Origin of the sequence: Microbulbifer sp. (genome assembly GCF_051659245.1) — a bacterium.
Taxonomy (GTDB): domain Bacteria; phylum Pseudomonadota; class Gammaproteobacteria; order Pseudomonadales; family Cellvibrionaceae; genus Microbulbifer.
On record NZ_JBOFOC010000069.1, the window covers coordinates 1 to 12,096 of the forward strand.

General features: G+C 54.7%; 11 protein-coding genes and 1 tRNA gene. 5 read left to right on the forward strand and 7 right to left on the reverse strand.

Going from position 1 to position 12,096, the window contains the following annotated elements:
- Window positions 1–287 precede the first annotated feature (287 nt).
- Window positions 288–668, forward strand: a complete 381-nt coding sequence (locus ACRC0P_RS06815; RefSeq protein WP_438629216.1) for a YchJ family protein — start codon at window positions 288–290, stop codon at window positions 666–668.
- Between the two features lie 251 nt (window positions 669–919).
- Here ACRC0P_RS06815 and ACRC0P_RS06820 read toward each other — a convergent pair whose 3' ends face one another.
- Window positions 920–2,128, reverse strand: a complete 1,209-nt coding sequence (locus tag ACRC0P_RS06820) for an RtcB family protein (protein ID WP_438629218.1) — start codon at window positions 2,126–2,128, stop codon at window positions 920–922.
- Between the two features lie 426 nt (window positions 2,129–2,554).
- Here ACRC0P_RS06820 and ACRC0P_RS06825 point away from each other — a divergent pair, with 426 nt between their 5' ends.
- The gene (locus ACRC0P_RS06825; RefSeq protein ID WP_438629220.1) at window positions 2,555–3,283 is read left to right on the forward strand and encodes a pseudouridine synthase; all 729 of its coding nucleotides are present in this window, start codon (window positions 2,555–2,557) and stop codon (window positions 3,281–3,283) included.
- 211 nt (window positions 3,284–3,494) lie between these two features.
- On the forward strand, window positions 3,495–3,872 hold the full coding sequence (locus ACRC0P_RS06830) for a hypothetical protein (protein WP_438629222.1): 378 nt from the start codon (window positions 3,495–3,497) through the stop codon (window positions 3,870–3,872).
- 174 nt (window positions 3,873–4,046) lie between these two features.
- On the opposite strand, the gene ACRC0P_RS06835 is transcribed toward ACRC0P_RS06830, so the two are convergent.
- Window positions 4,047–4,886, reverse strand: a complete 840-nt coding sequence (locus ACRC0P_RS06835; RefSeq protein WP_438629224.1) for a 23S rRNA (adenine(2030)-N(6))-methyltransferase RlmJ — start codon at window positions 4,884–4,886, stop codon at window positions 4,047–4,049.
- A gap of 282 nt (window positions 4,887–5,168) precedes the next feature.
- On the opposite strand from ACRC0P_RS06835, the gene ACRC0P_RS06840 reads away from it, so the two are divergent.
- A complete protein-coding gene (locus ACRC0P_RS06840) occupies window positions 5,169–6,137 on the forward strand; it encodes an alpha/beta fold hydrolase (RefSeq protein WP_438629226.1) in 969 nt (322 codons plus the stop codon).
- Between the two features lie 164 nt (window positions 6,138–6,301).
- Window positions 6,302–7,678, forward strand: coding sequence for a nucleotide 5'-monophosphate nucleosidase PpnN (gene ppnN / locus ACRC0P_RS06845; protein WP_438629228.1), 1,377 nt, complete (start codon window positions 6,302–6,304; stop codon window positions 7,676–7,678).
- Between the two features lie 27 nt (window positions 7,679–7,705).
- Here the strand turns inward: ppnN and ACRC0P_RS06850 are convergent, their stop codons facing one another.
- From ACRC0P_RS06850 to ACRC0P_RS06870, 5 genes are all read right to left on the reverse strand, one after another.
- The gene (locus ACRC0P_RS06850) at window positions 7,706–8,275 is read right to left on the reverse strand and encodes a hypothetical protein (RefSeq protein ID WP_438629230.1); all 570 of its coding nucleotides are present in this window, start codon (window positions 8,273–8,275) and stop codon (window positions 7,706–7,708) included.
- Window positions 8,276–8,378: 103 nt separating this feature from the next.
- Window positions 8,379–9,044, reverse strand: coding sequence for a hypothetical protein (locus ACRC0P_RS06855; protein WP_438629232.1), 666 nt, complete (start codon window positions 9,042–9,044; stop codon window positions 8,379–8,381).
- Window positions 9,034–9,378, reverse strand: a complete 345-nt coding sequence (locus ACRC0P_RS06860; RefSeq protein WP_438629234.1) for a hypothetical protein — start codon at window positions 9,376–9,378, stop codon at window positions 9,034–9,036. Before ACRC0P_RS06860 ends, ACRC0P_RS06855 begins: the two co-directional genes overlap by 11 nt.
- Before the next feature lie 292 nt (window positions 9,379–9,670).
- On the reverse strand, window positions 9,671–11,752 hold the full coding sequence (locus ACRC0P_RS06865; RefSeq protein ID WP_438629236.1) for a hypothetical protein: 2,082 nt from the start codon (window positions 11,750–11,752) through the stop codon (window positions 9,671–9,673).
- 264 nt (window positions 11,753–12,016) lie between these two features.
- Window positions 12,017–12,093 (reverse strand) — tRNA-Pro (locus tag ACRC0P_RS06870).
- Between the last annotated feature and the right edge of the window lie 3 nt (window positions 12,094–12,096).

The following is a 12,096-nucleotide window of genomic DNA, read 5'->3' on the forward strand; positions in this document are numbered from 1 at the left end:
CACCGGCCTCTCTTGTGTACCCCATCTCACGATTACTGTCACCCGCTGCGATGATCCTCGCGCCTGGAGGGCTCAGGCCGCCGCGTTTTCTGTCAGGTGGTCTTCGCCATTTGTGCGCGGGTTTGCGTAGCCATTAACACCCAGACATCCTCGGTCAAAATCGACCGACTGGACGGTATGTTAGCAGCGCCAACAAAAGGTCCTGGGAGCCCTCAGTAGGAAGCCGCTATAAATTTATTGCAGCTCCCTCTATCATTCGGCACGATACAAACCTACCGAAGACCCCCATGACCAAAGAACTCTGCCCCTGTGGCTCCGGAAAGCCCTTGCAGCAGTGCTGCCAGCTCTACCTCTCTGGCCAGACCTACCCCAACAGCGCCGAAACCCTGATGCGCAGCCGCTACAGCGCCTACGTCACCGGCAACCTGTCCTATCTGCGCAAATCATGGCACCCGGACACCTGTCCCGAACTGGATGTCGACGACCTGAAGACCGAGTGGTCAAGGCTGGAAGTGATCAGGAGTAAGCGGGGATTAAAAAAATCGGTGGTGGAGTTCAAGGCGTGGTATCTGGAGGATGGCGCAGAGCGCGCATTGCACGAAATTTCGCTGTTTAAATTGCACAAGAAGCACTGGGTATATGTCGAGCCCTTGGCGGATTGGCCATAGAACGGCATTCGGAGCCCCACCGCGCTCTACATAAAAAATCGCGGGAGCTTTTCCACTCCCGCGCAGCTTTCAGCATTTCCTGCCTATTGGCAAACCGCTCGCCGGACTTCGCCCTGACATAAGCACCCCCCTTGCGAAGCAGAGGATTAAGCGCAACATGATTTCGCGGCTTGTTCTTTTTCATAAGCATCTTCCCTCTCTTTGAAATCCAATAAATACCAGTTCTGGTTTTGTATTTTTCTCATTTTCCTTTAACCTTTTACACAAATCACCTGGCGCAGCGTATGGACCACATCCACCAGGTCGGTCTGGCTCTGCATCACCTGATCGATATCCTTGTAGGCTGCGGGTATCTCGTCGATCACACCGCTGTCTTTCCGGCACTGGATACCTTTAGTCTGCTCCTCCAGGTCCCTGCGGGTAAAACGCTTTCTCGCAGCGGTGCGACTCATCTTGCGACCCGCGCCGTGGGCACAGGAGCAGAAGGAATCGGCATTGCCGCGACCGCGCACAATGAACGACCTGGCACCCATGGAGCCGGGAATAATCCCCAGCTGGTCCTGCTTCGCGCTGATCGCCCCTTTGCGGGTCACAAAGACATCGCGACCGAAATGCTCCTCCCGCACCACGTAATTGTGGTGGCAGTTGATCGCCTCGGATGTCAGGGTGAACTCGGGCAAATGCTGGCGCAGGCAGCCGAGCACCAGCTTCATCATCTCCTGTCGGTTGACCCGAGCGTATTCCTGGGCCCAGTTGAGCGCCTCGACGTAACCATCGAAATGACCGCAGCCTTCACTGAAGTAGGAGAGATCCCTGTCCGGCAGGTTGTGCATATGCCCCGCCATATCTTTCTTCGCGAGCTGGATGAAATGCTGGCCGATCGCATTGCCGATACCGCGACTGCCGGAGTGCAGCATCACCCAGACCGCATTGCTTTCATCGAGACATATCTCGATAAAGTGATTGCCGCCACCCAGGGTCCCCAGTTGGGTCACCCAGGTCTGCTGCGGCTGGCGCAGCTTCTTCAGCAACTCCGGATACTTCCCGAACAGCCTGTCCGCACCGGGAGCAAGACGTTTGCAGGCAAATTCCCGGGCGTTGACCATCTTGTGACGGCCGAAGCCCACGGGTACTTTCACCTCAATGGCATCCCGTAATGCCTTCAGGTTGTCCGGCAGTTGGTGGGCATGTAGCGATATACGCACCGCATTCATGCCGCAGCCGATATCCACACCCACTGCCGCCGGGATAATGGCGCTGACGGTGGGAATCACGGACCCCACGGTAGCACCCTTACCCAGGTGTACATCGGGCATGGCCGCCACATGTGAATGCACGATCGGCAGCTGGGCGATATTTTTCAGTTGTTGCAATGCCGCCGGTTCGATTTCATCGGTGTAGATTTTTACCGGTACAGTTCCCGGCGGCGCATTTTTGTTTAGTACCATTTTTACAGGCATAACGAATCCCTGGATTACTCCACGTTCTTATTGAAATTGCCTTTCAAGGTATCAGAATGCAAAAAACCCCGGCGTATGCCAGGGCTTCAGGAAGTTCTGGCTTGAAAGGCAGTGTCACCTTTCAAGCGCGAGCACATGAAAGGTGTCAGATAAACCGATTTTTTAGATGTTGATATCGCATTTCATGGCTCCTTTTCATGCTCTGCTGTAGTTGCGGACCACAGCTTGTTGGAGGTTGTTCGAAAGAGGAGGCGAGTCTAAACAGCCAAAACAAAATGTCAACAAGAAAATGAGGTTCGCAGTATAAAAAGCTGAAATAATTGTGAAGGGAATGCTACCGTTGGGAGTGCTCTTAGCCGGTGCCCTTGGAACAGGCATGACCATATAATAGCTCCAGCCTTAACTCCCCTGTCGGTAATAATGAGCATGCATCCGGATATCCTCTTTGAAGATACTTATCTCATCGCGGCCTACAAGCCCGAGGGATGGTTGGTGCATCGCTCCGGGATAGATCCCCGTGAAGACAAAATTCTGCTGCAATACCTACGCGACCTGGTCGGTTGCCACCTCTACCCAATCCACCGCCTGGACAAACCGACCTCCGGGGTAATCATCTTCGGCAAAAGCGGCGAAATTGCCGCACAGGTCCAGGCACAGCTCGAAAGCGAGAAATCAGTTAAAAAATACATCGCCGTCTGCCGGGGCTACTGCCCCGAAGAGGGCGTTATCGACCACCCTCTGCCGCCGGTCGCCGATTTCAAACACCAGCGCAAACGCCCCAAGGCCGACCTACCCCGCCAACCCGCAATCACCCTGTACCGCAGGTTGGCCACCATCGAACTGCCCTATTCTGTCGACCGCTATCCCACCAGCCGCTATTCCTTTGTGGAGATACAGCTGAAGACCGGCCGCAGGCACCAGATCCGCCGTCACTTCAAGCATATTTCCCACCCGCTGATCGGCTGCCCAAAGTACGGCAAGTCGGTGCACAACCGCTTCTTCGCCGAGCAGTTTGGCTGCAGCAGACTCCTGCTACACGCCCTGCAACTCCAACTGGACCACCCCGTGACCGGCAAACGCCTGAACCTTATAGCGCCGCCGCGCGGGCCGTTCTCGTCATTAATTCAGGCTTTTGGCTGGCAGATACCGGAATAGTGCCTATCGCCGAGATGGCATAGACCTGCAGCGCCGTGCAAGAGCCTTAGAGCTGGTTCATAATCTTCCGAGAGCAGCCAAACAGCATGTGACCAAACCTATTGATTTGTTCACACTTTCCCGCATTGCGTCCCCAGCCAACCAATCAAATTGGGGGTTGGCCTTCCCAGTGAATAGACTTCCAAGCACATCGGAAGAGGAGGAAGTCACAATGCGTTTTCTAATACCCTTGATACTGATGTGCTCTCTCGCCGGCTACGGCCAGGCGCAAGAGCAACTCCGCCAGCTGCCCTCCGGTGCCACTGAGGTCCAGGTGAGGGGGCAGACTTACTATCAACACGGCAATACCTTCTACCGCTATCATCCGCAGGGCGGTTATTTCTACGAGGTGAGCGCGCCCCGCAGTTTGATCAGGGCCGAACAGCCGCACTTTTATCGTCGCAGCCTGCCGGAGCAGCGCATTCACATAAACAGCGAAGAGGGATGTCGCAACTGGGCGGCGGACCACGCGAACCGCAACCCGTCCATAGGCGGTAAGATTTATATGCGCGAGCTCAACCGCTGCAGGAACATGCTCCGTCAACAATAGACGGACATAGGGATCGTTCCCGCGTCGGCAGGACTGCCGGGGCGGGAACGAATTTTTGCGCGAGTGCACGTCAGGCGCGCCCATATTTCTCACAAATCTCCTATCGGGCGCCCGTCACCCGCGAAACGCCGGGCGGTGCAAACTGGTTCCTCGGCCGCCCCCAGCCAACCAGCATCACTCCCCAACCAAGCTCTGTATACGCTGATGTTCCCCGTCATCCTCACTGAGCAACCTCGCCAGCGGCGGCAATAGCTGCGCCATGGTGGTCCGCAATGTCCAGGGCGGGTTAACCACCATCATGCCGGAGGCCGTCATGCCACGGCCGTCGGTGTCGGCACGGACACCCAGCTCAAACTGCTCCACACGGCGGATGCCCGAAGCGACGATCTGGCGCTCCAACTGGTCAATACGTTTCCGCTCGACCACCGGATACCAAAGCGCCACTGTGGCGGTGGGCATTTTCCGAAGGATCAGCTTGAGCGCATCGACCACACGCTGGTAATCCTGTTTCAGCTCGTAGGGCGGATCGATCAGTACCAGAGCGCGGCGGGAAGGTGTCGGCAGCAGCGCGGCGAGCCCCCTGAAGCCATCTTCCCCACGGATATGGATATTCCGGCCTGCGCAGACCCGGCGTAGCTGCTCGGTATCGGCGGGGTGCAGCTCGAACAGCCACGCCTTGTCCTGTGGGCGCAAGAGACCGCAGGCAATGGCCGGCGAACCCGGGTAAACCTGTAGCCGGCCACCGGCGTTGTGGGCCAACACCCGGTCCAGGTATGGCTGCAACGCCGGCAGGCCGGGATCTCCCGGCAGCAGGCGAGCGATGCCGTTGCCGTACTCGCAGTTCTTCGCCGCCATTCTGCCCTGCAGGCGATACAAGCCGGCACCGGCATGGGTATCTATATAGTCGAGGGGCTTGTCCTTCTTCTGCAGGTAGGCAAGGATTTCCACCAGCACAAGGTGCTTCAACACGTCGGCAAAATTGCCGGCATGAAAACCGTGGCGATAACTGAGCATATGACCCGTCTGGATGATCTCGGTACGTCAATCGGGCCTGTGACCCGGACGGGCCAACGCGGCGGTAGGAGCGCCTTGGGAGGGACGGGCCAGCGGCTGGCCCACCAGGGATCTCGCGCGTAATTTATTCCGCTCCCGGGACGGTGTAAACATATATTTGCGGCCTGTTGCAGGGACATCGTAGCGGCCGGATCACCACGGTGGGCGGCGAACCCTGTTCAATATCCGCCTGAACGATTATTCTGACCAGAGTCATTGGCCAAGGAAAGAGAAGGGACAGCGATGAGCCAGAAACTGCCCTATGGACTGGAGCGCCACGCCATCCGGTTTCACACCGTGCCCGCCAACGGCATCAACCTGAATGTCGCCGAGGCGGGCGAAGGCCCGCCGGTGTTCCTGCTGCACGGCTTTCCCGAGTGCTGGGCCAACTGGGGACCCCAGATCAAGTTCCTGGTGGAGCGAGGTTACAAGGTCGTGGCACCGGAGATGCGTGGCTACGGCGACAGCGATGCCCCCAAAGACATCGCCGCCTATGACACCGTGGAGCTGGCAGCCGACGTCATAGGCCTGCTCGACGCCTACGACCAGCAACAGGGCGTGATTATCGGCCACGACTGGGGCTGCATCGTCGCCTGGTACACCGCCTGGCTGCATCCCGACCGCATCAAGGGCGTCGGCGGACTGAGCATTCCCTGGTTCGGGCGCGGGCAGACCGATACCCTGAGCGCGCTGAGGCGGCAGATGGGCGACAACTACTTCTACATTATCGATTTCCAGAACGCCGCCGCCCACGAGGCCCTGAACCGCGATATCCCCTTTTCCCTGGAAAAAATCCTCACCGGCCACTTCGACGTGCTGCAGCAAGATGGTGGCAACGCGGGCCTGCTGGAGCGGATCACGCTGCCGGAAAAGCGCCCGGACTACATGCCGCAGGACTTTCTCGACTACATCGCCAGCCGCTACCAGCGCCACGGCTTCGAGCCACCGCTGAACTGGTACCGCAATTTCGAGCGCACCTGGCAACGAACGGCCTCACAGAAAGACAATACCATCACCGTGCCGGCGATGTACCTGACGGGCAGCAAGGACTGGCCTCACCGCTATGCCGAAAGTATCGGTTTGGATATGCACCGCCAGTGCGGCGATCTGCGACTCTGTGAGGTGACAAAGGCGGGACACTGGATTGGGCTGGAGGTGCCGGAATGGGTTAACGGCAAGATTGCTGAATTTCTTGCGTCGATTGGCCACTGACGCTTGGAGTCAAATTAAGTTTATGCCACCTGCCTCTCAATTGTCAGAGTTATTCCAGTCCTTAATCTATAAAGAGTGTAATCAACAACTTAGGCTACACTTCCTATAGCCACTGTGCAGCACTTCCTGTACTGTAGAATCTTTAAGCGTTATTTGAGGGTTGCATGTCTACGGATATCATCGATGCACAAGTGTCACCTACCGGGCAGTTCGATATTCTATCCAAGTACGAAATCCACAAGCTCAGCCACGAAAGTCGCGGTCCTCAATACCAGACTTTCCGCAACTGTTCCCTGGCCGTACTCAATAGCGGCAGCTATATGGATGACGGTAAGGAGCTCCTGGAAACCTATGCCGACTTCGACATTTCGGTTATCCCGACAGAACGCAGTGTAAAACTCCAGGTCAAAAACGCCCCTGCCAGTGCTTTTGTAGACGGCAAGATGATTCGCGGTATCGCCGAGCATCTTTTTGCCGTACTCCGCGACATTATCTACGTAAACAGCGAAATCACCGGCGACCCGCGTTACGATCTGGTATCTGCGCAGGGAGTTACCGACGCGGTATTCCATATCTTACGTAATGCCGGCACTTTTGACCGGGCCCGCATGCCCAGGTTGGTGGTATGCTGGGGTGGGCACTCCATTTCAGCCGAGGAATACGATTATACCAAAACGGTAGGCTATGAGATGGCGTTGCGATATCTCGACATCTGCACCGGCTGCGGTCCGGGCGCAATGAAAGGCCCAATGAAAGGCGCCACTATTGGTCACGCTAAACAACGCGACCGGTACGGTCAGTACCTCGGAATTTCCGAGCCGGGCATCATCGCGGCAGAAGCACCAAACCCAATCGTCAATCAGCTTGTCATCATGCCGGACATCGAGAAACGGCTGGAAGCGTTTGTACGCGCCGGCCACGGAATTGTTGTATTTCCTGGCGGCGCAGGTACCGCCGAGGAGATTCTCTATCTTTTGGGCATACTCCTGCATGAAGAAAACAAGGAGCAACCCTTCCCGGTAATTTTTACCGGCCCTGCCAGCGCCGCAGACTACTTTATTCGCATCGACCAGTTTATTACCTCGACCCTGGGCGAAGAAGCGAGATCAAGGTACCAGATCATTATTGATGACCCTTCGGAAGTGGCACGGCAAATGGCCACAGGCATCCAAGAGGTGCGGCAACACCGCAAAGAGACCGGCGATGCCTATTACTTCAACTGGAAACTGAAGGTGTCAACAGAGCTCCAACGGCCATTTGCCCCCACCCACAAAAATATGCTTGACCTCGCGCTACACAAAAATCAGGAAACTTACCTGCTGGCTGCCAACCTGCGCCGCGCGTTTTCCGGAATCGTTTCCGGCAACGTCAAAGACGAAGGTATTCGTACCGTGGAGAAATATGGCCCATATGAATTGCGCGGCGACCCGGCAATAATGCACAGCATTGATACCTTGCTGGAGTCTTTTGTGAAACAACAGAGAATGAAACTGCCCGGCAAGGAATACACTCCCTGCTATCGGATCATTTCAGGCCAATAGTTAAAATCGACGCCCACCTTACTAAAATTACTGCATCACATAGCAGCTCGCTTTTTCGCCGGCGCTGACGTTGCCGGTTTTTTTATCGAAGACTTTTTCGACGGCCCGCATGACGGGCATCCCCCTCTCCTCCCATTGCGCCAGTGCCTCTTTAGATTGTGGGCACTGGCTGCTGTCAGCCCGGTCGCGCGTAGGTTCGAAAAAGTGGATGCTGTGCTCGCTAAACACCGGCTCGCCCACATACCAGAGAGCAGCGAGGCGCTCGCCCGAGTCGGCAGCTACCAGGAAGAGTTCATGGTCTTCCGCGCCGCCACTGTCCACCAACAGCAGGTCCTGCCACAGGCCAGCGAAGCGGGTGTCCATGTCGTAGGTCTTCTCGAAAACCTGCGCCTGGGCAGCGCAGTCGGGACCTTTGAAGACCTGTAGGCTCCAGTCATATTCGCCCTCAACCACCCGGGCCGATTGCGCAGACCAGCTCGCGCATCCATCCACCAGCGTGCCCGCCTCGGTATTGTCAAATATCGGTTCGAAGGGCTCAGCGACAGAGGCCCCGAAAGCGACAAGAGACAGCATTAACCCCAAGCTCAAATCTTTCATTGTTATTTTGTCGCTTCTGTATTGCCACTTCCCAGTGATATAGTGCAAGGCTCCTGAACACTGCTGGCAAGGCCGTACAACAGTACCGCAGACTGGATCTGCCCTAAATATTCAGCTTAGCCAAGTGCAAGTTGCTCTTCATTTTCCGCTCCTGAGAGCCATCATTACTACCTACCCAGTAGCTATGCTTGGCCTTATCAGTTTCGACGCTAGACGCCCCACCCTTCTTCAGGGCACCATGTAATGCTTCCTGATTAATTTTAGGGTTTTTATTATTGCTATAAACCCAGAAGCTTAATGGTTTGGAACAGCCTAAAACCCGTGCAGCTTCCATGATCGCACTACAAGTCTTCTCGTATAGACTTTTATTAGCTTCAACCAGAGTTTGACCAAGTACACCGCGATCACATTCAGAATTTAAGTTCTTAACGTAGACATCGCCGATGATGTCATCAGGCCTAACTTTAAAATAATCCGTACCTATATTCACAGCAGCAACGATGTCATGAGGGTTCGTAGCATCAACGCCAAAAACCCAAACCTCACGGTCAATAATTGCCGCCTCCCTCATAGTCCCCTTGATGAAGGCCTTGAAGGGAGATGCGCCTTTGGCGTACTTGGCTTTCCAGACACTGTACTGATCCAAACAAGTTCTAAGTACAAAATCCTTTTTGTCCTTTTCGTTATTAAAGATAAGATCTACGTCAACTTTGTAGTCGTACAAACCTTCAGCAAAGGTCATAGCTCCTTTAGGCTGCTTAGTCATCATCCCCACCCTCGTCACAATCCATTGCTTCAGAGGAAATGCCTACGTAGCGGATCTGCTCATCTTCCAGAGAGCTGGAGGCCACACGGAGAATTTGTTTACCTTCTTCGGTAGACTCATCAAAATTGGCAGGATCGAATTGCTCACACTTGGTAAGCTCTAGAACCTCCATTTTCTGCTCTTCGAGGTACTTCTCAAAGAGCGAGATAGCTTCTTTCATGCTAGTGGCCGGCACAAATCCAGTACCAACCATGTATTCCGAGCCGTCCTCATTCATTGGGGACAGCTCATCTAGAGAAGCTTTATGGTAAATAAGCCATACTGATACCAGTTCCATTAGGTGCACTCCTTATTATGGGCAAGCAATTGAAAATCTATGCGGAATATTACCCTCAGATCACCTCCTAATACATCATCAAGTGTGACACCCCTCTCAAAACCAAAGGTTGTCAAGCCTCTCCAATGTCCTGGAGCGGATGGGTCTTTGGTTTTCTACCCAGTGTCAATGGCCCAAGAGTCAGTCCTCGCAGTAACGAACCAGGTTTTTCTGGCGAATAAGACGTCAAAAATTTACCCTGACCTCAATTATCTGGCTGTATGATTAGCCACCAGCAAGGTCTGAACTTCTTCTATTGGGACGCTCGCGATAGCAGGCCTGCGATTTCCTCCAAAAGCGGGCGCAATTTCTGATGCTCGGCTTGATCAATCGCCATGCCGATCCGGGATGGCCAGTGTCCATCTCGGTTTAGGTTCTCAGCGCGTTCCAGGATTCCTCTTGCCGCGCGATCACGAGTCTCCTGCGCTGATGCGGCTTCGTCAGACAAATGAGCTGCTACAGCCGTTTTGAGCTTCGATATCTGCTCATCTCCATCCATTAGGGCAAATACAGCGAGACCGCAGAGCCCCCTCTCCAGAATGCCCCACCCTGTTTGGTATCTCCCACCTTTGAACGTCCAGGACAAGAGGCTTTCCTCGATCTCCTTAGCGATGTCATCACAACCACCATTGCGCGCATCCATTGCAGCTTCGAACAACATCTCGGTCATCTGGAAATTTTCAACGAACGTCACCGTGTCCTTGTCATCAGGAATCCAGGTCAAGGCCGCTATCAACCATCGCGCATGCTTCTGCAGTCCCACTTGGCTGTGATGGTCACATGCGGGCACCTTTGACACTGTCAACAGGATTTTCGTCACGCCCGTTATCCAGTAAATCATGTCAAAGGTGAAGTGGGACTTCGCCTGTATGGCTGCGAGAAGAAGCTCCTTTTCCGTTTGGTAAAGGCCATCTGCCCAATGTTCGATGTTCCGTATGACCGATTGGGCGTCCGCGTTGTCCGCTTGCGCCTCAGAGATCGCGTTCACCAATGCTATAAGCCGCGCCCTTAAGCTCTGCATGCTCGTCGACGAGTAGTACGGCCCCAGGAATGTGCTATGACTGCTCGACAGAGGTGTATCGACCACGTTAAGAAACAACTTCACAACCAAAGCAACATTTCGGCGGATTTCCTCGACCGCGAAATGGATGTCGTGGCTCTTGGAGCGAAGCAAATCGAAGGTCAGATTCGCTAGCTGCATCATGCCTTCCATCGTAACGGGGCGGTAATCCTCTTTCGCGCAGCCAGTGCACGCGATTAAAGCTATCTTCTCGCTGAGTACTGCTATATCGTTCGGATCTCCGTGGGCGAGGATAAATTGCGCAGACTGTCCCATAAGCCGTTCACCCTCCAGCAGAACATCGGCCATGTCATGAGGAACAACTGCCTGTACCGCACTCGCAAGGTATCCTGCGGCGAGCTGTGCATGGCTTTTCGCGGCATATGGGCTCGAGTAATCGATGCCGAGATATACCCGCACAAGCACAGCCATGGTTTGCAATGTCTGCTCTATTTGCAGCTCATCCCGGCGCGCAATCCCCCTCTGTGCGTTTTGCCGCAGATGCTCCAGTGTGTCGTTGATGAAGCTGTCACTGGAAAGAGGGTTGTCGACAAATGGGTTGTTTGCGTAGAACGTTTTCCCCTTGGACTCAATGTATACAGCATTGATGCCAACGACAGCGTTCAGCGCGGCACCAGAAACTTCATAATCGCCCTGTTCTGCATAGCGCCGAGCAAATGACATTGCATGTCGGGTCGCTCGTTTCGCGTCATCAGTCCATCGATTGTTGATCTGGAAGAAAGCTGTATGGGCCAAGTTGTGTGTGGAGCCCGGGGATGACGACGTGGCACTTGCCCCTTCTTCGCACTCGAGGAGAGGCTTGGCCCGCTGCGCTCGTCGAGCCCAGGTCCGCAACTCCTTCCGGGTGTCGTGAATGAGTATTCCCAGTTGCTTCATCGGATTGATGAGGAGCAAGGCGCGCCGATAGGCGTACATGAAGGAGATCAGTATAAATACGACCGCCCATGAGGCTCCGAGCACGACATACGCAAACCGGGCCTGATCCACGAATGTTGACAGTGTGGCGATGCTGATTGCGAGGAGGAGTGCCAACGCGAACGCGCCGAGCAACTTCAGATCCGCACTCAGACGACGAAATAGCCCGTGAGGCATGCGCTCGATGTTCACCTGCATGGCAAACAATACAAGCGATGTAACAATCGCAGCAGCACCTATCAGCGCACTTCCTATGTTCAGAATCAGGCCACGCAGTCCTTCGATCGCTTGTTCTGTTGCGTAGTGGGACCCAAGTACGGATTGGAAAGTGGATGACAAATAAACGCTTGCGAGTACAAGAAGAAGCAGAACCGCGGAAAATGTGATACTGCGATATCGCTTCCTCCATCGTCCAAGCCTATATTGAGCCCTGTACACGTGCTGCCACAGCGCTGCAACTTGTCGTCGAGTAGTCTTTCTCATTCGCGCGAAAGCGGACTTTATGATGGCATTTAGCATCGAAAGTTTTTATACGCTTTGAGAGTGATTTTGTACGCTCACTGCGGGAATCTCTTTGAAACCCGCATGGCGTAAGACTTTGAATGGTCGGAGCGGCCGGATTTGAACCGACGACCACCACACCCCCAGTGTGGTGCGCTACCAGGCTGCGCTACGCTCCGATA